Source organism: Colwellia meonggei, assembly GCF_057537295.1.
In genome coordinates this window covers 129,581-155,857 of the sequence record NZ_BAAJLZ010000007.1, presented here as the reverse complement: position 1 = coordinate 155,857, position 26,277 = coordinate 129,581, and the positions used below count along the sequence as shown (strand labels likewise).

At 38.6% G+C, this 26,277-nt stretch carries 23 protein-coding genes and 1 tRNA gene; 17 read left to right on the top strand and 7 right to left on the bottom strand.

The window, feature by feature from the left end; genetic code table 11:
• Positions 1–116: 116 nt before the first annotated feature.
• The 7 genes from rpsM (at position 117) to AC27E9_RS15950 (ending at position 5,309) form a co-directional block, all read left to right on the top strand.
• Positions 117–473, top strand: a complete 357-nt coding sequence (gene rpsM, locus AC27E9_RS15980; protein ID WP_044833209.1) for a 30S ribosomal protein S13 — start codon at positions 117–119, stop codon at positions 471–473.
• Between the two features lie 14 nt (positions 474–487).
• Entirely contained in the window at positions 488–877 is a 390-nt protein-coding gene (gene rpsK / locus AC27E9_RS15975) for a 30S ribosomal protein S11 (protein ID WP_085300443.1), read from the top strand.
• A gap of 21 nt (positions 878–898) precedes the next feature.
• Positions 899–1,519 (top strand): 30S ribosomal protein S4, encoded by a 621-nt coding sequence (gene rpsD / locus AC27E9_RS15970; RefSeq protein WP_077287458.1) that lies wholly within the window; start codon positions 899–901, stop codon positions 1,517–1,519.
• Between the two features lie 25 nt (positions 1,520–1,544).
• Positions 1,545–2,534 (top strand): DNA-directed RNA polymerase subunit alpha, encoded by a 990-nt coding sequence (locus tag AC27E9_RS15965; protein ID WP_487131907.1) that lies wholly within the window; start codon positions 1,545–1,547, stop codon positions 2,532–2,534.
• Between the two features lie 41 nt (positions 2,535–2,575).
• Positions 2,576–2,983, top strand: a complete 408-nt coding sequence (gene rplQ, locus AC27E9_RS15960) for a 50S ribosomal protein L17 (protein WP_487131905.1) — start codon at positions 2,576–2,578, stop codon at positions 2,981–2,983.
• Positions 2,984–3,138: 155 nt separating this feature from the next.
• Positions 3,139–4,038, top strand: coding sequence for a phosphoribulokinase (locus tag AC27E9_RS15955; RefSeq protein ID WP_487131903.1), 900 nt, complete (start codon positions 3,139–3,141; stop codon positions 4,036–4,038).
• 2 nt (positions 4,039–4,040) lie between these two features.
• Positions 4,041–5,309 (top strand): hypothetical protein, encoded by a 1,269-nt coding sequence (locus AC27E9_RS15950; RefSeq protein ID WP_487131901.1) that lies wholly within the window; start codon positions 4,041–4,043, stop codon positions 5,307–5,309.
• Between the two features lie 35 nt (positions 5,310–5,344).
• Here AC27E9_RS15950 and AC27E9_RS15945 read toward each other — a convergent pair whose 3' ends face one another.
• The gene (locus AC27E9_RS15945) at positions 5,345–5,749 is read right to left on the bottom strand and encodes an OsmC family protein (protein WP_487131899.1); all 405 of its coding nucleotides are present in this window, start codon (positions 5,747–5,749) and stop codon (positions 5,345–5,347) included.
• A 114-nt stretch (positions 5,750–5,863) separates the two neighbouring features.
• A tRNA-Arg gene (locus AC27E9_RS15940) sits at positions 5,864–5,940 on the bottom strand.
• Positions 5,941–6,196: 256 nt separating this feature from the next.
• Here AC27E9_RS15940 and AC27E9_RS15935 point away from each other — a divergent pair.
• The 4 genes from AC27E9_RS15935 to prsR are packed head-to-tail and all read left to right on the top strand — an operon-like array spanning position 6,197 to position 13,652.
• Positions 6,197–7,189, top strand: coding sequence for an efflux RND transporter periplasmic adaptor subunit (locus AC27E9_RS15935; protein ID WP_487131897.1), 993 nt, complete (start codon positions 6,197–6,199; stop codon positions 7,187–7,189).
• 5 nt (positions 7,190–7,194) lie between these two features.
• Positions 7,195–10,230 carry an efflux RND transporter permease subunit gene (locus tag AC27E9_RS15930; RefSeq protein WP_487131895.1) on the top strand — a complete coding sequence of 1,012 codons (3,036 nt, stop codon included), beginning with the start codon at positions 7,195–7,197 and terminating at the stop codon, positions 10,228–10,230.
• A 3-nt stretch (positions 10,231–10,233) separates the two neighbouring features.
• The gene (gene prsK / locus AC27E9_RS15925) at positions 10,234–12,267 is read left to right on the top strand and encodes an XrtA/PEP-CTERM system histidine kinase PrsK (RefSeq protein ID WP_487131893.1); all 2,034 of its coding nucleotides are present in this window, start codon (positions 10,234–10,236) and stop codon (positions 12,265–12,267) included.
• Between the two features lie 35 nt (positions 12,268–12,302).
• The gene (prsR, locus tag AC27E9_RS15920; RefSeq protein ID WP_487131891.1) at positions 12,303–13,652 is read left to right on the top strand and encodes a PEP-CTERM-box response regulator transcription factor; all 1,350 of its coding nucleotides are present in this window, start codon (positions 12,303–12,305) and stop codon (positions 13,650–13,652) included.
• Positions 13,653–13,739: 87 nt separating this feature from the next.
• On the opposite strand, the gene AC27E9_RS15915 is transcribed toward prsR, so the two are convergent.
• From AC27E9_RS15915 to AC27E9_RS15895, 5 genes are read right to left on the bottom strand one after another with little or no spacing between them, the layout of a single operon-like run.
• Positions 13,740–14,771, bottom strand: a complete 1,032-nt coding sequence (locus tag AC27E9_RS15915; RefSeq protein ID WP_487131889.1) for an XrtA/PEP-CTERM system-associated ATPase — start codon at positions 14,769–14,771, stop codon at positions 13,740–13,742.
• A 4-nt stretch (positions 14,772–14,775) separates the two neighbouring features.
• Positions 14,776–16,377, bottom strand: a complete 1,602-nt coding sequence (locus tag AC27E9_RS15910; RefSeq protein WP_487131887.1) for a TIGR03016 family PEP-CTERM system-associated outer membrane protein — start codon at positions 16,375–16,377, stop codon at positions 14,776–14,778.
• Positions 16,340–17,200: an XrtA-associated tyrosine autokinase gene (locus tag AC27E9_RS15905; RefSeq protein ID WP_487131885.1), complete on the bottom strand. Its 861-nt coding sequence runs from the start codon at positions 17,198–17,200 to the stop codon at positions 16,340–16,342. The genes AC27E9_RS15910 and AC27E9_RS15905 overlap by 38 nt, the downstream gene beginning before the upstream one ends.
• Before the next feature lie 3 nt (positions 17,201–17,203).
• Entirely contained in the window at positions 17,204–18,796 is a 1,593-nt protein-coding gene (locus tag AC27E9_RS15900; protein WP_487131883.1) for an XrtA system polysaccharide chain length determinant, read from the bottom strand.
• Between the two features lie 36 nt (positions 18,797–18,832).
• Positions 18,833–19,456 carry an XrtA/PEP-CTERM system exopolysaccharide export protein gene (locus AC27E9_RS15895; RefSeq protein ID WP_487131881.1) on the bottom strand — a complete coding sequence of 208 codons (624 nt, stop codon included), beginning with the start codon at positions 19,454–19,456 and terminating at the stop codon, positions 18,833–18,835.
• A gap of 239 nt (positions 19,457–19,695) precedes the next feature.
• Here AC27E9_RS15895 and AC27E9_RS15890 point away from each other — a divergent pair, with 239 nt between their 5' ends.
• The 6 genes from AC27E9_RS15890 to AC27E9_RS15865 are packed head-to-tail and all read left to right on the top strand — an operon-like array spanning position 19,696 to position 26,276.
• The gene (locus tag AC27E9_RS15890; RefSeq protein ID WP_487131879.1) at positions 19,696–21,105 is read left to right on the top strand and encodes a TIGR03013 family XrtA/PEP-CTERM system glycosyltransferase; all 1,410 of its coding nucleotides are present in this window, start codon (positions 19,696–19,698) and stop codon (positions 21,103–21,105) included.
• Between the two features lie 38 nt (positions 21,106–21,143).
• Positions 21,144–22,346, top strand: a complete 1,203-nt coding sequence (locus tag AC27E9_RS15885; RefSeq protein WP_487131877.1) for a TIGR04063 family PEP-CTERM/XrtA system glycosyltransferase — start codon at positions 21,144–21,146, stop codon at positions 22,344–22,346.
• A 3-nt stretch (positions 22,347–22,349) separates the two neighbouring features.
• A complete protein-coding gene (locus tag AC27E9_RS15880; protein WP_487131875.1) occupies positions 22,350–23,465 on the top strand; it encodes a glycosyltransferase in 1,116 nt (371 codons plus the stop codon).
• Complete coding sequence (locus AC27E9_RS15875) at positions 23,465–23,977, top strand: serine O-acetyltransferase (RefSeq protein ID WP_487131873.1); 513 nt, start codon at positions 23,465–23,467, stop codon at positions 23,975–23,977. The genes AC27E9_RS15880 and AC27E9_RS15875 overlap by 1 nt, the downstream gene beginning before the upstream one ends.
• Entirely contained in the window at positions 23,977–25,119 is a 1,143-nt protein-coding gene (locus AC27E9_RS15870; RefSeq protein WP_487131871.1) for a glycosyltransferase family 2 protein, read from the top strand. The genes AC27E9_RS15875 and AC27E9_RS15870 overlap by 1 nt, the downstream gene beginning before the upstream one ends.
• Positions 25,119–26,276 (top strand): hypothetical protein, encoded by a 1,158-nt coding sequence (locus tag AC27E9_RS15865; protein WP_487131869.1) that lies wholly within the window; start codon positions 25,119–25,121, stop codon positions 26,274–26,276. The genes AC27E9_RS15870 and AC27E9_RS15865 overlap by 1 nt, the downstream gene beginning before the upstream one ends.
• Position 26,277: the final 1 nt, after the last annotated feature.

Here is a 26,277-nt window from a genome sequence, read left to right as displayed (position 1 = left end):
CATTATGTAGATAACTCTGTATAATGCCGCTTCGATTTGCAAAAAAAGCGGCTGGTTGAGTATCCTAACGGGCTTTTCAACCGGTAAATTTTAAATTAAGAATAGGAGATGTGTTAGTGGCCCGTATCGCTGGCATTAACATCCCTGATCGTAAGCATGCAGTAATCGCCATTACTGCGATCTACGGTATCGGAGCTACACGTGCGAAAGCAATCTGTGCAGCAACTGGTATTGCAGAGTCAACTAAGATCAGTGAATTGGACGAAGCTCAAATTGATTTGCTTCGTGCTGAAGTGGATAAATACACCGTAGAAGGTGATTTACGCCGTGAAGTTTCAATGAACATCAAGCGTCTTATGGACCTTGGCTGTTTTCGTGGCATCCGCCATCGTCGCAGTCTTCCTCTACGTGGGCAACGCACTAAAACTAATGCGCGCACTCGTAAAGGTCCTCGTAAGCCAATTAAAAAGTAACGAGGGATTAGACAATGGCTAAAACACCAGTTAAAACGCGTAAACGCGTAAAAAAACAAGTTGCTGATGGCATGGCTCATATCCATGCATCTTTCAACAACACAATCGTGACTCTTACAGATCGTCAAGGTAATGCTTTATCTTGGGCAACTGCAGGTGGTTCAGGTTTCCGTGGTTCACGTAAATCTACTCCATTCGCTGCACAGGTTGCTGCTGATCGTGCTGGTAAAACTGCACAAGAGTTTGGCTTGAAGAATATTGAAGTGTTCGTTAAAGGTCCAGGTCCAGGTCGTGAATCTGCAATCCGTGCCTTAAATGCTGCTGGTTTTAAAATCACCAACATTACTGACGTTACACCTATTCCTCATAATGGTTGTCGTCCTCCTAAGAAACGTCGCGTTTAATAGGAAAGTTGGAGAAAGAACATGGCTAGATATTTAGGTCCTAAGTTAAAGCTTAGTCGTCGCGAAGGTACAGATTTGTTCCTTAAAAGCGGTGTACGAGCAATTGACACTAAATGTAAAATCGAAACTATTCCAGGTCAGCATGGCGCCCGTCGCGGTCGTTTATCTGATTACGGTATTCAGCTTCGTGAAAAACAAAAAGTTCGTCGTATTTACGGCGTACTAGAAAAACAATTCCGCAACTACTATAAAGAAGCGGCTCGTCTAAAAGGCAACACAGGTGAAAACTTGTTACAACTTTTAGAGAAACGTCTTGATAACGTAGTATACCGTATGGGCTATGCAAGCACTCGTGCTGAAGCTCGTCAACTTGTTAGCCATAAAGCTATCGTAGTTAACGGTGTTGTTGTTAATATTCCATCTTTCACTGTTAAAGCCGAAGATGTTGTTTCTGTACGTGAAAAGTCTAAAACTCAAGCGCGTATTATCGCTGCTTTAGAATTAGCTGAGCAACGTGAGAAGCCAGTTTGGGTTGAAGTAGATAACAAGAAACTTGAAGGCGTTTTCAAACGTGTTCCTGATCGTTCTGACCTATCTGCCGAAATTAATGAACAGTTGATTGTTGAACTTTACTCTAAGTAAAGTTGCACTTTAAGAGAGGACAAACATGCAGGGTTCTGTAACCGAATTCCTTAGACCACGATTGGTTGATATCGAAACTGTTAGTACTACGCGTGCTAAAGTAACTTTAGAGCCATTAGAGCGTGGTTTTGGTCACACTTTAGGTAATGCGTTACGCCGCATTCTTTTATCTTCAATGCCAGGTTGTGCTGTAACTGAAGTTGAAATCGACGGTGTACTTCATGAGTACAGCAGTAAAGAAGGTGTGCAAGAAGACATCATCGAAATACTGTTAAACCTTAAGGGACTAGCTATAAGTTTAGAAGGCAAAGATGAAGCTGTTCTTACCTTAACTAAGTCCGGTGAAGGCCCTGTAACGGCAGCCGATATCCAACATGATGGTGATGTAGAAATTGCAAATCCAGAACATGTAATCTGTCATTTGACAGGTGATGGCTCTATCAGTATGCGTATTAAGGTTGAAATGGGACGTGGTTATGTTCCTGCTTCAACTCGACGTGATGCCGAGGAAGAAGATCGCGCAATCGGACGTTTGTTAGTTGATGCTTCATTCAGTCCTGTTGTAAGAATTGCCTATGATGTTGATTCTGCACGTGTTGAACAGCGTACAGATTTGGACAAGTTAGTACTAGACATGGAAACTAACGGAACGTTAGATCCTGAAGAAGCAATTCGTCGCGCTTCAACGATTTTAGCTGAACAGCTAGATGCGTTTGTTGAGCTTCGTGATGTGACTGAAGTAGAGCCAAAAGAGGAGAAACCACTGTTTGATCCTATTTTGCTTCGTCCTGTTGATGACCTTGAACTTACTGTTCGTTCGGCAAACTGCTTAAAAGCAGAAGCAATTCAATATATCGGCGATTTAGTACAGCGTGCTGAAGTTGAGCTTCTTAAAACACCTAACTTAGGTAAGAAGTCTTTAACTGAAATCAAAGACGTTTTAGCGTCTCGTGGTTTATCTCTGGGAATGCGCCTTGAAAATTGGCCACCAGAAAGCATAGCTGATAACGACTAAGTCGATCATCGTTTTTTAATAGTTGAGATAAGGATTAACTTATGCGCCATCGTAAAAGCGGTCGCCAGTTAAACCGTAATAGCAGTCATCGCCAGGCGATGTTCCGCAATATGGCAAGTTCTTTAGTTAAGCACGGTATGATTAAAACTACTGTAGCTAAAGCAAAAGAATTACGTCGCGTTGTTGAGCCATTAATTACATTGGCCAAAACCGACAGTGTAGCAAATCGTCGTTTAGCGTTTGCTCGTACACAAGATAAAGAAGTAGTAGGTATTTTATTTAACGAACTTGGTGAACGTTACCAAGAACGTCCAGGTGGTTACACTCGCATTTTAAAATGTGGTTACCGTACTGGTGATAAAGCGCCTATGGCTTACGTTGAGCTTGTAGACCGCCCAGTAGTTGAAGAAACTGCTGAAGTAGTTGAAGAAGCTAGCGCAGAAGCATAATTTAGTACTTGTACTAAGTTTATTCTGAAGTATTGAAAGCGGAGCTTAGGCTCCGCTTTTTTGTGGCTGAAATTTGGCAACAAAGCCTAAAAGCTTGACCAACAAAGTAATTCCTCGTATAACAATTATCCATGCTCTTTTAGGCCAATTAATTTATGTCATCACGTAATCCAATTATTGCTGTTACTGGTTCCTCTGGGGCTGGTACCTCTACGACTACAGAGTCGTTCGAACATATATTTCGTTCGTTGGGTATTTCATCAGCGACTGTTGAAGGTGACAGCTTTCATCGCTTTTCTAGACAAGAAATGGACTTAGAAAAACGTAAAGCACGTGAAGAACAACGTAATGTTAGTTATTTTGGTGACGCGGCTAATGACTTTGACGCGCTTGAGAAGTTATTTAAAGATTACTCTGAGACTGGTAAAGGTAAAATGCGTCGTTACCTGCATACCTTTGATGAAGCGGTTCCTTACAATCAAATGCCAGGCACATTTACCCCATGGGAAGAACTGGGTGAGGGTACAGATTTATTGTTTTATGAAGGACTGCATGGTGGTGTAGTTACTGAAAAAAATGATGTTGCTAAGCATGTTGATCTATTAATTGGCATGGTGCCAATTGTAAACCTAGAGTGGATCCAAAAGATTATTCGAGATACGAGTCAGCGAGGGCATAGTCGGGAAGCTGTCACCGGCAGTATCGTTCGTAGTATGGAAGACTATATTTCGTTTATTACCCCACAGTTTTCCCGCACACATATAAACTTTCAGCGGGTACCAACCGTTGATACTTCTAATCCATTTAGTGCAAAAGCAATTCCAACCTTAGATGAAAGTTTTGTTGTTATAAGGTGTCGTGAATCAAGCCATTTAGACTTCCCCTATTATTTAAGCATGATAGAAGGGGCTTTTATGTCGCGAATGAACACCTTAGTTGTACCTGGCGGGAAAATGGGCTTAGCGATGGAGTTAATTTTAACACCACTAATAAAAGATTTAATGCATAAGAAAAACGAAGCGAACAAGCAATTAGATTGGATGAGTGATCTATAGTTATGCTGCGTATTTTTGTGTTTAAGTTGGTTACTGCTGTAATACTTTACGGCAGTTCTATATTCGAAGCACACGCAGCAAATATTTTATATACCGAAATCGAAAAGCTTTCTGCAAAGCACTGGCAAGTAAGTTACCAAAGCCAAACGCCGATAAAGGCAATTATGTTTGCAAACTCTCCTGATGATAGTCGAATAGCGAGATGGCAGCCATTGTCGGACGCGTTTAAAATCTCTTATATCAATGGCAGAGAAATCGTAGCTCGCAAAGACGCTACTACCTTTACCTCAGTTACTTTTAAACTTACACCAACCTATATTCACTTACCCAAGAATTATGCGCCATTCTCACCTTTTTCAAATAACGCCATGCTATTACATAGTGGCCGATTTTTTGCCTGTCCAAATATTTGCTCAGGGAATGAAAACCTCTGGGCTATGGCGGTAAAAGCGCCCGCGGAGGATAATATTTTTGTTGACGGGATAAGTTATAAAATAAAAACGTCTTGGTGGGATAAAAATGACGGCCAGAAGTTATACATTGGCCAGCAGCTTTCACATGACAATGGCAGCTACATTGGAATTGTAGATCCTAAGCTATCAAGCGAAATTGCAAAACAAATGGAAATTATGCTTCCAAAGATGATGTCTATTCTTGAAGAGTCATACGGTGTATTGTCCAAAAAGCCTATGTTATTCGCCTCATTTAGTGAAACTAATGATGGGCGTTTTGGTCATCAAGGCGGCACATTACCTAACCAAGTTTTTATGCATTGGTATGGGCACAACGTTTATAAAAAACAAGATGCTGCAGCAACGTTGTGGTTTTTCGCGCATGAGGCAGCACATATGTATCAGCACATGTCAGGTAGTGCAGTAGACCCGGTCGATAATTGGATGCATGAAGGCCACGCTGAAATGATGGCGAAAAAGATAATGTTAAGCTTGTCACCACAATATGAAGGGTTCGTTCGTGCAAAGGTCAGCGAGGCAAAAAATCATTGTTTAGCATCGGCAGATCAATCAACTTTAGTGGAACAGGTAGCGCTAGGAAATTATCGTGCTTTATACCAGTGTGGTTTTTATATTTTTAATACCATCGAAAATGGTGACGCAAGAATTAATACTACAGAAACGTTATGGCTTGAATATATGAAAGAAATAACTGGCAATAAAGAAGTGAGCAGTGACTCTCTGTTAAGCTTAGCTGAGCTATCGTATGGTTTATCAAAAGAAAATAATAATAAATTTAGAAACCTAATAGGGAATTAATAGTAGTTCCCTATTAGTAATACGCGTAACAGAAATTACGCAGACTTGATTTCAAAATCGTGAGTAATATTCACAGACTTGTTTAACATTAATGCCACCGAGCAGTATTTATCAGCAGAAAGGTTAACGGCACGTTCAACATGTTTTTCGGCTACATCACTACCTTCAATAACGAAGTGTAAATGAATATCAGAAAACAGTTTTGGTACTGAATCAACACGTTTTGCCTCAATTGTAACGGAACAGCCTGTGATATTTTGGCGTGCTTTTTCTAATATGCTAACAACATCAACAGATGAACAACCACCTAGAGAAATTAAAACGTTCTCTAATGGGCTAGGAGCAAGAGCACCGGCATTAGCATCTAATACAATTGTATGACCACTTTCTGATGTGCCCATAAATAGTTCTTCACCCACCCATTTTACTTCAGCTTTCATGATAATTTTCCTAAATTCTGTATGTAGGAATATTGTAGAGAATTACTTTTATATTAGCTAGTGCTGATATAAGGCTAAGGGAGTAAAACTAATATAGGTGTAAAATGCCAATAATGGCGCACCCAGCAGGAGTCGAACCTGCGACCTCTGCCTCCGGAGGGCAGCGCTCTATCCAGCTGAGCTATGGGTGCGTATTGAAAAGGTTTAAGCGCGCAAATAGTATAGATTATCTTAGATTATGTCTAGGTCGAATGGATAATTTAATTCAATTTAACCATTTGAGATAAGGTTTTATTTGGGAATGAACCGATAATCGAATAAAACTAATTGTATTAATTTAATGTTAAAACAAAATCTGAAAAAGATGTACATTCATTGGGAAGATGCCTAAAGTAAAGGCTATAATAAAATCATTAATCTCAACACTCTATAAGTAAACATTTCACCATGAAACAATTATTTACTGCCTTTATTTTGTTACTTATCTTTAAGCCTGTTCTGGTATTCTCGCAGTCATTTGATACTGAAGTTGTCGTTGCCGAACTTTACAGCGATACCATAAGTAGAACCGGTAAGCTTGATTATAAACGTACTCTTAATCTTTCTTTTAAAAGTGCAGGCTATTTAGCATTGTTAAATATTGATGAAGGTGAGAAATTTACTGAAGGTCAGTTGCTAGCATCTTTGGATGTTACTGAATTAAAAGAAGAGAAAAATGCTAACTATGCAAAATTATTGCAAGCTAAGCGTGATGTGAAGCGTATCAGTCGTTTGATGGATGAAAAAATGGCTTCAGAGCGCGATTTAGATGATGCCATCACATTAGTTGAAACTACTCGAGCTGCATATCAAGTATCCTACTATAACTTAGAAAAAGCGCGTATTTATGCACCTTTTTCAGGCGTTGTTCTCGCTCGAAGTACAGAGCTAGGTGAACTACAAAGCCCGGGCCAAGAAGCTTTAAAGGTGGCTAAACTTGATTGGGTCGTCAAAGTAGCACTAACTGGCATGGAAGTTAGCCAGGTTAAGTTAGCGCAGAAAGTTAAAGTATCAATGAATAATATTGGTATTGTTGAAGGGGTTATAAGTAAAGTGCCAGCCATTGCTAATGGCGACAGCAACCTATTCGTTATTGAAATATTGCTGCCGAACTTAAGTGATAGGTCTGGGATGATAGCTGGGCAGTTAGCGGGGGTTATTATCGCCTTTGAAAGTGACAAGTTTGTTTATAGGTTGCCTATTGCTGCACTGGTTTCAGTTGATGAGCACGGGAAGGCGATTGTCGTTGCTAAATCTGTAGATAGTAAAGGGTTTACTCAACAGCGTTTTGATATTTCTCAACTAGATAACGACTATGTTTATTTAAAAGCAAACCGTCATGATGCTGATTTAAAAATAATCACTAAAGGTTGGCAAAACTTTTCTGAAGCTGAGCAATAACAATTATGCACCTTCCTCGCGCCGCAATTAAAAATGCACAGTTTACCTTAACTATTGTTGTTCTACTGGTTTTAGTAGGTATCGTTTCTTATTTTCAGATGCCTAGATCTGAAGACCCCCAGTTTGATATTCCTATTACCTTACTTGAGATTATCTACCCAGGTGCTTCACCTACTGATATTGAAACCTTAGTGGTTGACCCACTAGAGGAAGAGTTTGCAGATATTGAAGGCATTAAAAAAGTAGAGTCACAAATTAAAAATGGTGGTGCTCGCATTGAGGTTACTTTTTTGTATGGCAGCGACCCCAATGCAGCATACAACGAAGTAAAACAAGCGGTTTCTACTGTTAAACCTACATTGCCTGAAGGTGTACAAGACGTACTCGTTTTAAAAGCGACCCCAACCAGTGTCGCCATTATTCAGTTGGCGTTGTGGAGTGAGGTAACTGATTATAAAAGTATGGAGTTTCATGCCAAGCAACTGGAAAAAAGGCTAGAAGCAATTGAGGCGGTAAAAAAAGCTGATATTTGGGGCTATCCAACCCAAGTTGTTGCCGTTGATTTAAACCTTGCGATGCTTAAGCATCATAATATTAGTATTACCACGATTAATAACTTACTAAAAGGTCGAGCGGTCAATATCACGCCAGGTTTTGTTGATGCAAACACTCGGCGCTTCAATGTAAAAGCCAGTGGAAATTTTCAGCAAATCGATGAATTAAATGACACGGTAATATATTCCAATGATACGTCAATTATACGCTTGAAAGACGTTGCACGAGTGAGTTTTTCAGATCGAGATCCAAGTTACCTTGCTTATTATGACGGCAAGCCGGTGATCTTTCTCACCGCTGAACAACGAGCAAATACGAATATTTTCGCGTTAACAAAGGCAATTGATAACGAGATTTTAGCCTTTCAGAAAACATTACCTGATAGCGTTAAAATAGCGACGCTGTTTAAACAGTCCGACGGTGTTGAGAATCGTGTTAATGGCTTTTTTGATAATTTGTGGCAAGGCTTAGTGCTTGTTGGCATTATGTCATTGATCTTTCTCGGTGTTCGAGAGGCGCTTGTTGTTATTGTTGCGATTCCGCTATCTTTTTTAGTTGCCATTGGTTGGCTTGATTTTGCAGGCTTTGGTTTACAGCAAATGTCGATAGTTGGTCTTATTATTGCGCTTGGCTTGTTGGTAGACAATGCAATTGTGGTTACTGAAAGCATTCATCGAGAAAAGACCAAGAGCCAATCATTAAGTGAAGCTGCAGCTTCTGGTACTAGTCGGGTTGGTTGGGCTATTAGTAGTGGCACTTTAACCACAATGTTAGCGTTTCTCCCTATGTTGATGCTGGCTAGTGATACCGGAGATTTTATTCGCTCAATGCCAGTTACTGTTGTCTTGGTGTTGTTAGCATCACTACTGATTGCTTTAACCTTAACCCCATTGCTGGCAAGTAAGTTCTTTACTAAGAAACCGTCGAAAATAAAAACGCTACAATTTTATGCCAACGCATTCGCCGAACGTTTTTACGTAAATTGGTTAAGTAAATTAATGAATGCCAAGATAATTATGCTTATTGTTGCCTTTATAGCGTTATTTGCTATGGCATCATTATTTGGCCAAGTCGGGTTAAGTTTATTCCCAAAAGCAGAAAAGTCTATGCTGCTTATTGATGTTGAAACGCCAGCTAATTCATCGTTGGACTACACCAACAGCGTTATGCATTCAATGACGGATTTCATTGAACAGCAACCTTATGTCGAAAAAATAGCCTTGAATGTCGGTAACTCGAATCCAAGAATTTATTACAATGAAATTCCAAAACGAGGTGTTGTTACCTATGGGCAAGTGCTTGTTGTTTTAGGCAAGTATGATGAGGCAAAAATAAATGCACTAGTTGCTAAATTACGTACAGAGTTTTCTGCTTGGCATCAAGCTAAAATTACAATTAAAGAGTTTACCCAAGGCCCAGTTACTGATCAGCCTATAACGGTAAGGTTGATCAGTGAGTCGTTGAGTGACCTTGAACACGTTGCAGCAGACTTGCAAAAACAAATGGCGTCAATTCCGGGCATTATTAATTTAGATAACCCGATTGGTGTTGCTAATACAGAATTAGCCTTAACGATTGACTATGATAAAGCGGCGCTGTCAGGAGTAGATATTAATAATCTAGATAATACTATTCAAACGGCTCTTTCTGGTACGTTTATTGGTCAGTTTAACGACAGTAACGGTGAGAATTATCCTATTTTGGTTCGCCGTCCTAAAAGTGATTTAGGAGGCTTAGCTGACATTAGTATTGTTAATCAGCAGGGCCAAAGTATCCCGTTAGGGCAATTTGTCGAAACGAAATTGCAAAAAGGTCGCACTGATTTCTTTCATTATCAGAAACTTCGTATGGCTCGGGTATCTGCAGATGCCGCGCAAGGACATTCTGTGCAAGACTTAACAGCTAAAGTTGTTAATTACCTTGAAAGTGTTCAGCTGCCCGCAGGTATGTATTACATTTTAGGTGGTGAAGAAGAATCTCGACAAGAGTCTTTTGCGGGTTTGTCGCAAATTATGTTGATAACTGCTATTGGCATATTCGCAATTTTGGTCTTGCAGTTTAAATCATTCCTACAACCTTTAGTTATTTTTACTTCAATTCCATTTGCGATGGCAGGCTCAGTGTTAGGTTTGTATTTAACGGGATTATCATTTTCTATGATGGCATTTATTGGCCTGATTAGTTTATTTGGGATTGTGGTTAATAATGCCATTATTTTAATTGATACTACCAACCGTAATTTAGCTACTGGCAATGATAAGAAACAAGCGATTTTATCGGCAAGTGCTACCCGATTTACGCCAATATTATTAACAACAATTACCACGATTGGAGGCCTATTACCGCTGACATTGTTCGGTGGTAGTTTATGGCAGCCTCTAGGTGTAGTGATTATTTCTGGCTTATGTATATCCGCACTCGCTAGTTTTGTTATTGTGCCAATACTAACGGAATTGTTTACTAAAACAGCCATTAACGAAGAATAAAACATGGACTTTATTGGAACTATTGGTTTTTCGCTAGCAAGTATTGCTTATGCATTATTTTCGCTTCTCATTATTGCTGCGCGCAATAACAGCTTATTAGCCCGTTGGGTGCTGCTCTGTACACTGGTAACTTGTGCCAGTAGTATTATCGCGACCTTACAAATTAAGTTAGGTTTCAGCTTGCAATGGGCAATGCTTGCAGATTGCTTAAAAATTGCTTGTTGGTCACTGTTAATCATTTTATTTAATACCGAAGATAGAAATATTAAAGCGCTAATTAAAAATTACTATGTTCGCCAATATGTTGGAATTTGGCTGGCATTGGTATTGGGCAGTTGGTTGGCTAGCTACTGGCTAAATTATGCATATGAATATATTTTCCTACTCTTTATTGTACTGAATTTATGGATGTTAGTGCTGTTAGAACAGTTATATCGAAATGCCAATTTGCAAGTTCGTTGGGCTATTTGGCCATTAGTGATTGCGCTAGCAAGTATGGCGGTATTTGATTTTGTTCTATACGCTCAAGCAACCATGGTCGGCGGTATTGATTTTGACTTTTGGTTTAGTCGTGGTTTTTTAGCATTATTCATTGTGCCTTTATTACTTATAAGCACTCGCAGGGTCAAGAATGGTGAAGTACGAATTTTTGTCTCACGCAACGTGGTTTTTTATAGTTCAATGCTGATGATAGCGGGTGTTTACTTACTTCTAATGGCTTTAGCTGGGTATGTTATCAACTATGTAGGTGGTGAGTGGGGTAGTTTAGTTAGTATCGGCTTTTTAATGTTAAGTGGCATAGTACTGATTGCACTCCTGATAACTGAGTCGTTACGACGCAAAGTGAAAGTTTTTATTGCGAAAAACTTTTTTGCTAATAAATATGAATACCGTGACGAATGGCTGAATTTGATTGAAAAAATTGAAACAACCAGTGGTGAAAACCACTACCAAATGGCAACACAAATCATGATGTCTAAGGTTAATGTTTTACGTGGCGCCATTATAAAAAAAGTTACCGATCAGCATTATCAACAGCAGTATAGTCATGGTTTACATATTGATGAAAATACTGAAGAGCAATTAATTGAAGTGGGTATATTTTGTCAGGCACAAGGATGGATTGTCGATGTTAATGAATATGAACAATCTCCAGCGATATATCCTGATTTGTCGTTAAACTTAGAGTATTGTCGTCAACAAAATATCCAAATTATTGTGCCTATTTTTATTGGTAAGGCGTTTTATGGCTTATTTGTGCTTGCTGATGAAAATAAAACTAAGCAACTGAATTGGGAAGATAGAGATTTACTTTTTGCGGTGTCGAAACAACTCGGTAACTTTATCTCATTATATGAAGCAACAGACAAGCTAAGTGAATCTAAGCAGTTTGATGCTTTTAATCGCATGTCAGCATTCCTAGTTCATGACTTGAAAAATGTTCAAGCGCAGTTAGCGTTAATTACCACCAATGCTGAAAAGCATCGTACTAACCCTGAATTTATTGATGATGTCTTTGAAACTGTTGAATCGGCTACCGAAAGATTAGCGAAAGTATTATCGCAATTGCGTAAAAAACAGGTAGAGCAGTCAATAAACCGCGATACCGACCTTGCCAGTATTATTGAAAAAGTGGTTGCGCAATGTAGTGTTCTGCAGCCAAAGGTTGAGTTTCAACATATAGGTAATTGTTCCACCTTGATTGATGCGGAGTCATTCCACTCGGTGATGCATCACTTAATTCAGAATGCGCAAGAAGCAAGTAAAAATGATGGCTGGGTTAAGGTGACCTTAGCTGAAAAAAAACGTACCATTAGAATTATAATAGAAGATAATGGCTGTGGCATGACTGAAGAGTTTATGGATACCCGTTTATTTCGCCCATTTGATACCACTAAAGGTAACGCAGGAATGGGAATCGGTGTTTTTGAAGCTAAGCAGTTTTTTGAAAGTATGGCTGGCGTTATTAAAGTTGAAAGTGTTGTAGATAAAGGCTCGATATTTACTATCGATTTGCCTATAGATTCAAGAGCTTAGTAATTTACTGAACTCTATAATAAGGATTTCCCAATATGGAAAAGTTGTTAATTGTAGACGACGATAAAGGTATTCAAAAGCAACTCAAATGGAGTTTATCTGATTACGAAGCTATTTTAGCGGGTGATAGAGAAAGTGCTGTTGCGGCTGTACGTAGACATGAGCCAAAAGTTGTCACATTAGATTTAGGTTTGCCGCCGGATGAAACTAATGCCTCTGAAGGATTAGCAGCGTTACAAGAAATTCTGACTATCGCCCCTCATACTAAAGTGATTGTTATTACTGGTAATGATGATCGTACAAATGCTTTAACTGCAATAGCAGCTGGTGCTTATGATTTTTATCAAAAGCCGGTTGACACTGAGGTTATTAACGTCATTGTTTCGAGAGCGTTTAGTGTTGCCGCTATTGAAGAAGAAAACCGGAAAATGCGAGCAGTTGCAGGTAGCGACATTGGTATTATTGGTAATAGCGAGAGCATTGATAGATTACGAATGATGGTTAAACGTATCGCGCCAACTGAAATTACTGCCTTGTTGTTAGGCGAAAGTGGAACGGGTAAGGAAGTAACCGCTAATGCTGTCCATTTAGCAAGTGATCGAAAAAAGAAACCATTTATTGCCATTAATTGTGCGTCTATTCCAGAAACTTTACTTGAAAGTGAATTATTTGGTTTTGAAAAAGGCGCTTTCACTGGCGCACATCGCACAACCAAAGGCAAAATTGAGTGTGCGGAAGGCGGTACATTATTTCTTGATGAAATAGGCGATATGCCATACAACCTGCAAGCAAAACTGTTACGTTTTCTCCAAGAGAAACGTATTGAGAGATTGGGTGGTAGGCAAGAAATTGCGGTTGATGTTAGGGTTGTTTGTGCGACAAATCAAAACTTAGAAGAAATGGTGGCAGAGAAAACTTTCCGGGAAGACTTATTTTACCGAGTTAGTGAAATTACTTTGAATATTCCGCCATTACGAGATCGTGATGAAGATGTCATAATATTAGCACAGTACTTTTTGCAGCTTTATGCAACCGAATATAAACGTAATGTAAAAAGCTTCTCGGAAGATGCGCTAAGCGCTATTAAATCGCATCAATGGCCTGGCAATATACGAGAGTTGCAAAACAAGGTGAAAAGCTCTGTTATTATGACGACAGGGCGTCAGGTAACAGCATTTGACCTTGGCTTCTTTGATCATAAAGATACAAACTTTGAATTATCATTGAACTTGCGTACTGTTAGGGAGAAGGCTGAATCTATTGCTATTCAAAAAGCCTATGCATTAGCTGATGGTAATATGTCAAAAACATCTGAGTTATTAGGCGTAACCCGTCCAACCTTGTATTCTTTAATTGAGAAATACGAATTAGCCATTAATGCTTAATTTCATTATGGTGTAATTAATGTAATGCTAATTACCAGAATTAAAAAAACCGCACTAGTGCGGTTTTTTTAATGAGCTCAATAATAGTTATTTTTCAGCTTCACTTGCGGTATCGGTATATACGCGGCTTTTATGTTTTAGCATTTTATCGACATAGCGCGCCATTTTAATTTTTTCTTTAATGCTGCTTTCCAATATGTCTTCAACTTCACGAAGAACGTCTTTAATACTTTCAACTTTCTCCGCGGAATTAACAACTACTTGGTTTGGTTCGCTACTTTTCAATTGCTCTGAGTTTAATGAACCTGTTAGTTCAACCTCCATTTCTTGAGCAACTTCATTGATAGCATCAGTATTGATACTCTCTAACTCTTCTAAAAAGCCGAACAGCAATAGTCGATCAACGAAAATATTAATTTTTCTAGGTACACCTAAGGTTTTTTCATGGATAAGTTCAAATGCAGTTGTCGAGAATACTTCCTCTTTATTACACCCTGCTTGATGCAAGCGATGGTTTATATACTCTTTAACTTCTTCTTTTGATAAAGGTTTTAAATGAGCTGAAGCAATAATACGTTGGCGAAATTGTTCCATATTCGGAGCTTGAATAATGCCTTTAAGCTCTTCTTGGCCAAGTAAAAAGCTTTGAATAAGCGGCTTGTTATCTAACTGAAAGTTAGACAGCATACGCAGCTCTTCAACAGTTTCGCTAGGCAAGTTTTGTGCTTCATCAACAATTAACAAAGCACGCTTACCTTGGTGATGCAGCTGAACAAGAAACTTCTCAATGCCTTGTAGTAAATCCGCTTTACTATCTCCAGTGACGCTAATATTAAACTCTGATACCACCAGTTCAAGCAATTCTTGCGGGTTAAGTTTTGTTGTTACTAGTTGCGCCGCTACTATGCTGGCGTCACCTAAATTGCTTAACAAATTTCGAGCAATAGTTGTTTTACCTGTGCCAATTGGACCAGTAACGACAATGAAGCCTTCACCCTGATCTAAACCATACTGTAAATAGGATAAAGCACGTTGGTGATGGCTTGAAGCAAAGAAGAATCTTGGGTCAGGGCTTAACTGAAATGGTCTTTCTTTAAAGCCATAATAATTTTCATACATACTGCTAGAAACCTTTGGTAATTTTGGCGCTTATGCGACCTTCTTTATAATTAAGTGAGAAATCGCTAGAGCTTCTATTCAAATAACTCAGATCAAAGTTGAAAGAGAAAGTGCTGTTTAATGATTTTTCATAGCCTATTTGATAACGACGATATCTATCTAATCTTTCTTGTTCAGTATCTAGCTGCAAGTTGGTATCTGTGTACGATAACTCAAGGTTTATATTGGAACGACCGCTTACTTTACGTTTAATGTTAAAGCGTAAATGGTTATTCTCATCTTCAATACGTGTGTCTAAGTTTTCTCTATTTTGTCTTCGGGCGACTACAGTGAATGTAGTTCTGGGCAACGTAAGTGTTGAATTCCAATTAAGGGTTTTGTTAAGCGAAAAGAAAGTATCTTCTGCTAATTCAAAATCGGAAACCGTTGTCAACTGAAAGCCATCCGGTGCTATTGTACTACCATCTTGAACAATACATTGGGCAATATCGTCAATAACGCCTGTAGAGGGACACCAAAATCGACCGATAACAAAAGGAATAAAGTTATTCCGCGTTAAGGTTTGTACATCTTCTACATAACTAATGGTGTTGGACAAACGTTTATTCCTGTGCTGGAAGTCCAATCCGTAGCTATCGCCATAAAAGCGCTCAGAGTAGTTTACTTCGAGTTGCGTGCGCCCTGATGGTTCCCACCTTATTTTAGCGTTGATATATTCTTCTTGTGTTTCGCCATCAATATCAAGTTTATTTCCTATTGGCTTATTATAAGAGGCATCAAGGTATAAACGATCTGATATTAACCAGCGCACCCCTGCTCCGTACGAATTAGATTCGATTGAGCGGTTACCGCTGTTAACATTGCCACTATTGTCTTCGTCATAGTAGCGAATAAATGGATTAACCTTAAAATCCGTGATTAAGCCAATCACGGCTTCTGACTCTAATAACTCGCCTTTACTACCGTTATTTTTTAGTTCACGGTAACTATGTTGGATATCCCAGAAAACATGACGTGCAGCTCGACCATTTCGACTACTTAAAATACTATTTATACCATTACGATCGCCAACATTATCTTCTGCATTGGTTTCTTGGTAAGTTGCTAATGCATTGATAATAAAGTCGCTATTATTTACCGTATATTCAATACCACCATTATAAGTTTCAACGCGCACAGTATCTGCTGAAATTATATCTGCTAAAGCATTTTTACTGCCATTTCGGGCCTGATTACTAACATTTACGTTGCCAATTAAAGTAATACCGTTAGGCCATAATTGATAGCGTATATCGCTCGCTAATGAGTGGTAATCGTTATCAAGGTCGTGGTCGTGGCTATATAAAGCATAAGTACTTTCAGATGCAAAATTAAAATCAAGTTGCTGCGCCTGATAAGTTGTGTCTATTAAAATACTGGCCTGACTAACCAAGCTGCTTTGTTCATTACTGCGTACCAAATTAACATTATCGGTATAGGTTTCATTAAGCTTAATGCTTGGATCAAATTGCCAATCTCCAGCAAAAGCGAACTTAGAGCAGAATAGTGTTAGACAGAATACACTAACGCTAATCTGCTGCGCCGTATCCGTAGCCATAATAGCCATACAAATCCTTATGAGATCTAATTGCTTTGTTAAGTACTAGCCCAATTGCCAGGTCTTCGTTTAAGTGCTCAGTTGCCGACTTAATATCCGTGATTGCTGTTTTTGACTCTTCGACAACAATTAATGCTTGCCCCATTAAATTTGCAAGAACTAGTGTTTCTGTAACACCGATTAATGGTGGGCAATCAAAAATAACGATCCGGTCAGGATAACGATTTGCGAGCTCATTGGCCAATGAAGCCATTTTTTCACTAGCTAGTAACTCGTTAGATAAGTGATGTGGCTTTCCTGCTGGGATAAGTTTTAACTTATCGATATCTGTATTGTAGATTATATCAGCGACACTTTCAGATTTGCCCAATAGGTACTCAATGATACCAGGAGAATCTTCAACGCCGAGTTCGCGAATAATGCTAGGGCGCAATACGTCCGCATCAATTAGTAGTACGGTTTTGTCTTGTTCTAGCGCAATACTCAGTGCCAAATTGATTGCGACAAAAGTTTTACCTTCATTTGGCTTGGCACTGCTGACCATAATTAGGTTACTATTGTCTAATGTTTTAGCGCCACTACCAAAGGCATTTTTAAGTAATTTCCGCTTTATCTGACGAAATTCGTCTTTAATGCTTTTACGAGTACCGTTATCAATCAAATATCCTCGCTCGGCTAAACTTTCTTTATCTAGCGCTAGTATCGCTTTTTCATTTATAACCGAGTCGTCAGGTATGGAAGGTTTATCTTCAGCGACAGTTTTTGGTGCTTCCGAAGTCGCTTTGGATTCCTTCGCTTGTTGCTTAGCTAGCGCTTTTTCAATTATGCTCATGACCTATAACACTCCTCTGATCGGCGCTTTAATTATTTCCGGCGCTACGGCATAAACAACGAAGAATGCTAATAGCATTATCAATAAGATATTGGATGCGACAAATATTAACGTTTTTCGTTTATGCCATTGTTGTAGCCCTAAATTGTCTGACGCTGAGACAATACCGAATACCGGGATACCAGTACTTTTAGATACTTGGCTACTTGATGTAACTACCGGGTTAATTTGGCTAAAGAGTAAAGACAAGCCGATTCCAACACCGAAGCCAACGACGGTCACGGCAAATAAAAATAGTATTCGTTTAGGCCCTGCTGGTTCTGTTGGTGCTCGCGGTGGGTCAATGACACGAAATTGAATTGGGTTTGTTGACTCGTCTGCTTGCTGAGCTAACTGTGCCGTTTCTTTTCGGTTTAATAGCTCTTCATATTTATCTTTAGTGATTTCATAGCCACGATTAAGTGATGTTAACTCAGCTTCTATTTCGGGTAAAATATGAATTTTACTTTCAAGCTCTTTTACTTGCTCACGGTAGTCTTCAGCGCGAACTGTCGTTGAAGCCACTTGATTTTCAAGTTGATTAACCTGAATCTGTAATTGCTGAATTACAGGGTTTTGACTAGTTGCTAAACTATTACTGTCGCCATCTTGTGTGGCATTTAAGTATTCATCAATTTCTTTGGTTCTTTGCTCGTTTAAATGTGCTAAGCGACGTTTAACTTCTTTAACATCGGGATGCTTTTCTGTATATCTAAGCTGCAACGAATCTAGTGTCGCTTCCAATTCTGAAATTCGTTCGTCGTATGTGGTTTGGATACTATTTGAGTTTTTAATTTTATTTTGTGGGTTGCTGATATTACTTGGCGCAGTATTCAGCTGTGTTTTTGCTGATACCAATTGAGTTTCTTGCTCGCGAAGACTTAATTCAACAATTTTAAGTTGTTCTTTAACCACGTTCAATTTTTGATAGTAACCACCGTATTGGTCCGGTAGTACATCACTATATTTTTGTTTAAAATCTGTCAGACGAGATTCTGCTGCCAGTAAGCGATTTTCATAGTCTTTGATTTGTGTGTCTAAAAATTTTTGTGCTGAATCGGAATCACTGCGGTTTTCTCCTAGAGTGTTCTCGATAAACACTGTTAATGCAGAATTAACGACGTTTTTAGCTGTTTCTGGATCTTTATTTTGGTAGGTAATGGTGAAGATGTTTTCTTTGCGACCACCAGTTTTACGGATAATGATATCTGTTCTTAGATCTTCGATGAGTTCTTCATAAGCTTCTGGCGTTGCAGCTTGAACATCAAGATCAGTCATGCGAGTAATACGCTCTAAATTAGGTCTACTTAGTAGCGTTTTAATCATTAAGCGAATTTGCACTTCCGGATTTGTTTCTACAGTTAAGCCTTTTAATAACGGCCCAAGAATAGACTGCGTATCTGCATATACACGGGCTTCTGATTCATAAACATTGTCTAATTGTGAAACAAATACCCACGCTAAAGGACAAATAAGCCATGTCGATACCATGATAAAGCGACGCTTTAACCAGATGCCCTTAAGGTAGTCTAAAATTTCTTCAATAATTTCTTGCATTCCCGACCTCTAAAACAGGTAAATATATAAATGAACTTAAAACCATGTTTCAGGTATTACAATAATGTCACCGGGCAGTACGTCGACATTTGCATTGATTTGGCCATTTTTGATTAAGTCTTCAATAAAAATGTCATACTGCTTTTGTTGACCATTTTCTACTCGCACTAATACTGCACCGTTGCCGTTAGCAAATTCTGTTAAACCGCCAACTCGTATCATTACGTCGAGTAAAGTCATATGTTGAGTGTAATTTATTGCCTGTGGCTCAGCTGCTTCACCAATAACGCGAATTTGCTCGCTAAATGGGCCGACAAAACTATTAACTGTTACTGTAACAACAGGGTCACGTAAATATGTACCTAATATTTCTTCAATAGAGCGCGCTAGCTCTGTTGGTGTTTTGCCTGAAACTGGAATGTCCTCCACTAGCGATGTGGTGATCATACCGTCTGGGCGAACGATAAATGTGCCTGAAACCTCAGGGTTACGCCAAACAAATATGTTAACTACATCGCCTGCACCGATAAGATACTTATATGATGCAACATCAACAGTATTTGATTGATGTAATGTAGCAGGAGGCAATGTTGGTGAACTACACCCCGTGATAATGTAACCAAGCATTAGAAATAATATTGCTTTTATTGTGTTAGTCATACGTTTTTCCATGGTATCAACCTTCTTATTTACAACTGTTTTTTTGTATAAGCTACCAGATTGTATTTTATTTTTACTCATGATGCACATTATTTAATTTCTGTAAATATTTTGTAATTGCACTAATTTAAATAACCTCTTGTTTACATTTCTTGATGAATCAATTCTAATATACAACTTAAAAATAAAAACTAACTGTCGCTGGTTTATTTTCTCTGTGAAAGGAATTTCTTGACCTTATGTCTAGCCCTAAATTTCGTGACTTGTCTGCTGGCAGCAAATCTCTAGTATTAATTGAGTTTTTTTGCTTTGCTGGCGCATTGTTGCTCAGCATATATCTGAACGATGTATTCCAATTTATCTCACATACGGTGCAAGATGTTGCGATAAACATTCTATTTATTCATGCGATTGTATTTGCATTAGTTGTGCAATTATCTTCGCTGGCGATGGGATTATATAATTCTAAATTACGAGAAAATTTTCGCGGGGTGGTAAGACGGCAATTAGTATCTGTAGCGATTGGCTTTTTTATCGCATCTTTAATTAATCCGTTTTACGGACAAGGATCTCTTGCTATTGAGTTGCTGGCGATTTCTTCCTTAATGAGTTTGATCTTTGCCAGTGCAGTTAGATATTTAACGCTACAAATTGATTTTTTTGGCTTTAATAAGCGAAACGTTTTGGTACTAGGTTCAGGTGAGCGAGCATCAATAATTGAAAAACGTATGCGCCGAGATGTTGATAGACAAGGTTTTTTTATGCATGGTTTTGTTATTATGAACGGTGATGCTGAAAACGGTATTGTCAATGAGAATCGCATTACACTTGATGGTTCCTTGGTTAATTATGCTTTAGAGCATCAAATTGATGAAATTGTTGTCGCCAACGATGAACGACGAGATAATTTGCCTGTTGACGAGCTTTTTGCTTGTAAAATTCGTGGAGTCGAAGTGACTGAAATTCTCGATTTTATTGAGCGGGAAACTGGGCAGATTGCCGTTAACCTTATTTATCCAAGTTGGGTGATTTATTCTAATGGCTTTGCGTCAGCGAACCACCTTCGTAATACATTAGATTGGGTGTTTAACGCTAGCATGGGTTTTGTTTTACTCTTATTAACTTGGCCTGTGATGTTGATCACGGTTATTTTAATAAAACTTGATGAGGGCCTGAAAGCGCCAATTTTTTATTTTCAGGAGCGTGTTGGTTTAGACGGGCAAGCATTTAATATTGTTAAATTTAGAAGTATGCGTGTTGATGCCGAAAAGCATGGTGCACAAATGGCTTCCGAAAATGATGATAGAACGACAAAAATTGGTAAGTTCATCCGCAAATATCGCGTTGATGAATTACCACAAATTTATAACGTAATGCGCGGTGATATGGGCTTTGTTGGTCCTCGTCCGGAGCGTCCTGAGTTTGTTCAGCAACTGATTAAGAATATTCCGTATTACAATGAGCGTCATAATGTTAAACCAGGCTTAACTGGTTGGGCCCAACTTAAATATCCATATGGTGCTACGGAAGAAGATTCACTCGAAAAACTAAAGTACGACTTATATTACATTAAGCATCGTAGCTTTATGTTAGATCTACTTATTTTGATTCGCACTGTTGAAATAGTGCTGTTTGGCAAAGGTAGGTAGCCGTTAATGCCTTCATCAAGCAAGAAAAGGGAAATGCTTTGAAAGTTTTACATGTATTAGAATACTCAAGACCGAACATCAGCGGTTATTCGCTGAGATCAGATGCCATTATTCGTCATCAAAGAAAAATAGGGATTACTACGAATCAACTAACCAGCCAACGTTATCAAGATTTTGAAACGCTGGAAGAGGATGTTGATGGTGTTTGTTATCAGCGTACTGAGAAGTCTTCTTCATGGCTAAGTAAAATCCCTGTTATCAATTATTTTGATCACATTAATCATCTAGCTAAAAGAATAGAGCAGGCTGTTTTAGCTGATCGTCCTAATGTAATACAAACGCATTCACCTATGTTTAATGCCCTTGCGGCTGTAAAGGTAGGGAAAAAATACAATATTCCAGTTTGTTATGAGGTTAGAGCCTTATGGGAAGATGCTGCTGTTGATACTGGGAAGACAAAAGAAGGTAGCATTAAATACCGTTTAATTAAAGCTATAGAACAAAGTGCCTTTGAAAAAGCAGATGCAGTAAGTTGCATTTGCCAAGGATTAAAAGATGACTTGATTAAACGCGGCATACCAGAAAATAAGCTTTATGTGACACCCAATGCCGTTGATATTAATAATTTTCAACCTTCAATAGAGCGAGATCAAGCACTTGAACAGTCTCTAAATTTGTCAGGAAAAAAGGTATTGGCGTTTGTGGGAACTTTTTTTAAGTACGAGGGGTTGGCATACGCTATTTCTGCAATGCAAAGGATTGTTGAGCAACGTAATGATATTCATTTATTATTGGTGGGAGCTGGAAACGAGTTAGAAAATTTGAAACAGCAAGTTACACAAGCGGGCTTGCAGAGTGCAGTAACTTTTGTTGGTAGAGTGCCATTTGAAGAGGTTAGTCGTTACTATAGCTTAGCTGATTTATTAGTGTTTCCTCGAGAAAGTATCCGTTTAACCGAGCTGGTAACTCCGTTGAAACCATTGGAGTCGATGGCGCAATTTAAACCTGTACTTGCTTCTGATATTGGCGGCCATAGAGAATTGATTGAAGATGGCAAAACCGGATTTTTGTTTACTGCTGATAATGCTGATGCTATGGCAGATAAAATTTTAGCTGTTATTGATGATCAGGCCTTACTTCAGCATGTGAGCGATACTGGACTGAGCTTTGTGCGCGAACAGCGAAATTGGTTAAATACGGCTAAACAATATTTACCTGTTTATCAGCGTTTATGTGAGTAGTTGATGACAGCTAATTCCAAAAAGAGTTTGTTGGTGATTACTAACCTTTATCCCGTGCCTTGGGCGCCTAATCGGGCAAGCTTTAATAAACAACAATTTGATTTGCTTGCGCAAGAGTATACTGTAAACATCATTATCTTGTTGGGCTGGAAGGAGTGGCTTTCGCATCGAAATCTATGTCATTCAAGTGGGAGTGTTAAGTATTGCCCATATTTTTATCTACCTAAATTGGGGCGTCGATTAGTTCCGTTTTTTCAATGGCTTTCGCTGCTTTTTTGTTTGCCATGGATAAAAAGAAAACAGCCAAGTGCTTTGTTAGCGTCTTGGGGGTTTCCTGATGCAGTCGCAGCTTCGATGTTGAATTCGCAATTAAAATTACCATTTTTTATTAAAGTACATGGTACAGATGTAAATGAAAATACCGTATTTGCGGCCCGAAGTTCATTAATGAAGAAGTGGTTAAATCGAGCCAGAACTATTTTTTGTGCAAGCCATGCATTAGCAGAACGCTTGCAGTTAATCGGCATCGAAAGCAAACGTTTGAGGGTAAATTATAATGGTGTTAACCCAGATATATTCTACCCGTTAAAGCAAAAAGCTAGCAGTCAGCACTTTATTTTTGTTGGTAGTTTAATTGAGACTAAAGGTTGTAATGAATTGCTATCTGCTTTTGTTGAGGTGCAGAAAATATACTCAAATACAACCTTAGATATTATTGGTGAAGGCTCTTTGAAAGGCGCACTTTATGAAAAAGTCATCCAATATGAACTCAACGATCAGGTACGATTACTAGGCTCTTTACCGTTGAATGAAGTTGCTGAGGCTGTTAGAGCGGCGAATGTGTTAGTGTTACCCAGTTACCGTGAAGGCGTGCCTAATGTTTTACTTGAATCTTTTGCAAGTGCAACGCCAGTGATTGCAACAGATGTTGGTGGTATTCCTGAAGTGGTAAATAGTGATGTTGGTTTAATGGTTCCTGCTAAAAACGAGCAAAAATTGGCTCAAGCCATGATTAGGGCTATTGAGACGGTATGGTCAACAGAGAAAATAATTAACCATGCTAGTCAATTTAATTGGCAACATAATGTGAATGTCGTTCTTAAGCAGTTGGATAATTAATGAAGTTTTTAATTAGTGATATTAAGCAAAAACAGCAAGTTTTCACTATAGAGGGCTACCGTGTTTCTATGCTTCGAACTTTGCTAAGTGACGGTACTTCTGCTAACGCACTTTATAGAGCAACCAGTTGGTTCATGCATTACAAACTAGCACCGTTAGCTATTGTAACACTTTGGTTAAATAAGTTAATAAACGGATGCGTAATAGGTGCTGGCGTTAAGTTTCAAGAAGGCTTTGTTATTATGCACCCTATTGGGGTGGTTATAAATTCAAAGGTTACTGGCGGTTGTAATGTAGTTATTGAAAGCGGTGTTGTTATTGGAGATGAGAAAGGCAAAGCTCCGGTGCTTGGAAATAATATTTTTATCGGTGCCGGTGCTAAAGTTATCGGTGGGATTAGCATTGGTGATAATGTTAAAATCGGCGCAAATGCTGTGGTCGTAAAAGATGTTCCAAGTAATGTTACTGTCGTTGGCATTCCTGCCAAAATTATAGAAAGAGGTGAGCATTGATGCTTATGGTATTTTGGCTGTCTTTAGCTCTGTTAGTGTACTCTTACTTTATTTTCCCACTAATATTGAGAATATTTGTAACACCTAAGGTTGTGCGCCGCACTAAACCTGACATAGCTCCAAGTGTTGATATTATTATTGCAGCGTATAACGAAGAATCTTGTATAAAAGAGCGCATTGAAAATGCTTTGCAACAAGATTATGCTGGCGACTTTCAAATTTTAGTTGCATCTGATGGTAGCCATGACAACACAGGTGCAATCATAGAATCATTTGATGATCAGCGCGTACTAGCGTTTAATTTTGAAGTTAATCGCGGGAAGATATCTGTTTTAAACGATTTAGTCGCAAAGTCTTCTGCTGATATTTTAGTTTTTACTGATGCCAATACTGATTTCAATACTGACGCTATTACTGTGTTAGTTGAAAGTTTCAATGGAAATGTAGGGGCTGTGTCAGGGGAATTGATCTTGGAAACGGAAGATGGAAATCAAAATTTAGATGGACTCTACTGGCGTTATGAACAATTTTTAAAAAAATGCGAGTCAGAACTTGGAAGCTTATTAGGTGCTAATGGCGCTATTTACGCGTTAAGACGTAATTTATATATGCCATTACCTACCGACACTATTGTCGACGATTTTTGTATCGTTATGAATGTTAAAAAGCAGGGATTTGATGTGCTTTACAATGACCAAGCAATTGCTAAAGAAGAAGTTGCACCTTCCCTTGAAGATGAGGTTGGTCGCAGAATTCGCATTGGCGTAGGTAATTATAAAGCCTTTTTTGCTAACTTATGGGCATTATCTCCTAGCCAAGGATTATTAAGCTGGTGCTTTTGGTCACATAAAGTATTACGCTGGTTTGCTCCACATTTCATGCTCTTAGTTATAGTAAGCAATGCTATGTTATTAGAGTCAGCTTTTTTTAGATTTACCTTTATTGCTCAAATTTTATTTTATGTTGTAGCTTGGCATGGACAAAAAAAAATTCATCAAGGACAAAAAGTGCGAGGCATTGTCGCTATTGTCAGTTTTTTTGTGTCAATGAATGTTGCTTTAGGACAAGGATTTATTCGCTTTTGTAAAGGTCAAAAAAGCGGTGGTTGGAAACGTACAGCTCGCGGAGGAGAAGCGAAGTAATGATGACATTTTTCATGGTATTGGCCATTGTTTTTATAGGCTTATTTTGGCAAGTATTAAAATTTAAAAATATGGATGTATGGTTTTTTTCGTATATTAAACAAATTTTTAGCCGGCCTAAAGTGGACGGTCCTGTTCATGTGATGTTTTGTTTTGTTGATCACTACGAACCTCAATGGCGCAATGATGATATTGAAGTTGAGCGTGCTCGAGTAGATCGCTGGTGTAAAGATTACCCTCTTATGGCTAATCAACATAAAGATGCTGATGGCCATATGCCTAAACATTGCTTTTTTTACCCTGAAGAAGAGTATCGGCATGAGCATTTAGCTAAGTTATCAGATATGTGCTATCACGGTTACGGTGAAATAGAAATTCACTTACATCATGATAATGACACGGCAGAAAATTTCAGTACAGTAATGACGGATTTCGCGCATAAATTACATTATGAGCATGGCGCTTTACCAAAGCATCCGGAAACAGGTCAAATAATGTATGCTTTTATTCATGGTAATTGGGCGCTCGATAATTCACTACCTAATGGTCATATGTGTGGTATAGATAATGAATTGGCATTATTGAAAAAAACAGGCTGTTATGTTGATATGACTTTACCTTCAGCGCCAAGCCCAGCGCAAACGTGCAAAGTGAATTCTATCTATTATGCTACGGGAGTTGATGGTAAGTGTAAAAACCATAATACTGGCACAGACGTAGAAGTTGGAAAAACTGAATCTGGTGATTTAATGTTAATACAAGGGCCATTAGGTATTAATTTAAAGTGGAGAACAGCTAAGGGATTGCCACATATTGAAAATTCTGATGTGAGAAAAGCGATGCCACCAACAAAAACTCGTGTAGATCAGTGGGTTAATTCACATATTCATGTAAAAGGTAAACCGGAATGGATCTTCATAAAAATCCATACTCATGGGACACAGGAAGGTGATATGGATACGCTATTGGGACAACCTAGGCATGATATGCACAGTTATTTAGAGTCTAAATATAATGATGGCAAAAACTATATCTTGCATTATGTTTCAGCTCGTGAAATGTATAATATTGTCAAAGCAGCTGAAAATAATGAAGTTGGCAACCCGAATCAATATCGCGATTATAAGCTTGCTAAGCCAAAGTTTATGAGATTGTAAG

What these genes read in the sequence shown, in the direction of transcription:
- rplQ (WP_487131905.1), top strand. Translation starts at nt 2,576, where the DNA reads ATGCGCCATCGTAAAAGCGGTCGCCAGTTAAACCGTAATAGCAGTCAT.
- AC27E9_RS15905 (WP_487131885.1), bottom strand. Translation starts at nt 17,200, where the DNA reads ATGAGCATAATTGAAAAAGCGCTAGCTAAGCAACAAGCGAAGGAATCC.
- AC27E9_RS15900 (WP_487131883.1), bottom strand. Translation starts at nt 18,796, where the DNA reads ATGCAAGAAATTATTGAAGAAATTTTAGACTACCTTAAGGGCATCTGG.
- rpsK (WP_085300443.1), top strand. Translation starts at nt 488, where the DNA reads ATGGCTAAAACACCAGTTAAAACGCGTAAACGCGTAAAAAAACAAGTT.
- prsR (WP_487131891.1), top strand. Translation starts at nt 12,303, where the DNA reads ATGGAAAAGTTGTTAATTGTAGACGACGATAAAGGTATTCAAAAGCAA.
- AC27E9_RS15890 (WP_487131879.1), top strand. Translation starts at nt 19,696, where the DNA reads ATGTCTAGCCCTAAATTTCGTGACTTGTCTGCTGGCAGCAAATCTCTA.
- prsK (WP_487131893.1), top strand. Translation starts at nt 10,234, where the DNA reads ATGGACTTTATTGGAACTATTGGTTTTTCGCTAGCAAGTATTGCTTAT.
- AC27E9_RS15930 (WP_487131895.1), top strand. Translation starts at nt 7,195, where the DNA reads ATGCACCTTCCTCGCGCCGCAATTAAAAATGCACAGTTTACCTTAACT.
- rpsD (WP_077287458.1), top strand. Translation starts at nt 899, where the DNA reads ATGGCTAGATATTTAGGTCCTAAGTTAAAGCTTAGTCGTCGCGAAGGT.
- AC27E9_RS15915 (WP_487131889.1), bottom strand. Translation starts at nt 14,771, where the DNA reads ATGTATGAAAATTATTATGGCTTTAAAGAAAGACCATTTCAGTTAAGC.
- AC27E9_RS15895 (WP_487131881.1), bottom strand. Translation starts at nt 19,456, where the DNA reads ATGACTAACACAATAAAAGCAATATTATTTCTAATGCTTGGTTACATT.
- AC27E9_RS15880 (WP_487131875.1), top strand. Translation starts at nt 22,350, where the DNA reads ATGACAGCTAATTCCAAAAAGAGTTTGTTGGTGATTACTAACCTTTAT.
- AC27E9_RS15955 (WP_487131903.1), top strand. Translation starts at nt 3,139, where the DNA reads ATGTCATCACGTAATCCAATTATTGCTGTTACTGGTTCCTCTGGGGCT.
- AC27E9_RS15870 (WP_487131871.1), top strand. Translation starts at nt 23,977, where the DNA reads ATGCTTATGGTATTTTGGCTGTCTTTAGCTCTGTTAGTGTACTCTTAC.
- AC27E9_RS15950 (WP_487131901.1), top strand. Translation starts at nt 4,041, where the DNA reads ATGCTGCGTATTTTTGTGTTTAAGTTGGTTACTGCTGTAATACTTTAC.
- AC27E9_RS15875 (WP_487131873.1), top strand. Translation starts at nt 23,465, where the DNA reads ATGAAGTTTTTAATTAGTGATATTAAGCAAAAACAGCAAGTTTTCACT.
- AC27E9_RS15935 (WP_487131897.1), top strand. Translation starts at nt 6,197, where the DNA reads ATGAAACAATTATTTACTGCCTTTATTTTGTTACTTATCTTTAAGCCT.
- AC27E9_RS15865 (WP_487131869.1), top strand. Translation starts at nt 25,119, where the DNA reads ATGATGACATTTTTCATGGTATTGGCCATTGTTTTTATAGGCTTATTT.
- AC27E9_RS15965 (WP_487131907.1), top strand. Translation starts at nt 1,545, where the DNA reads ATGCAGGGTTCTGTAACCGAATTCCTTAGACCACGATTGGTTGATATC.
- AC27E9_RS15910 (WP_487131887.1), bottom strand. Translation starts at nt 16,377, where the DNA reads ATGGCTATTATGGCTACGGATACGGCGCAGCAGATTAGCGTTAGTGTA.
- AC27E9_RS15945 (WP_487131899.1), bottom strand. Translation starts at nt 5,749, where the DNA reads ATGAAAGCTGAAGTAAAATGGGTGGGTGAAGAACTATTTATGGGCACA.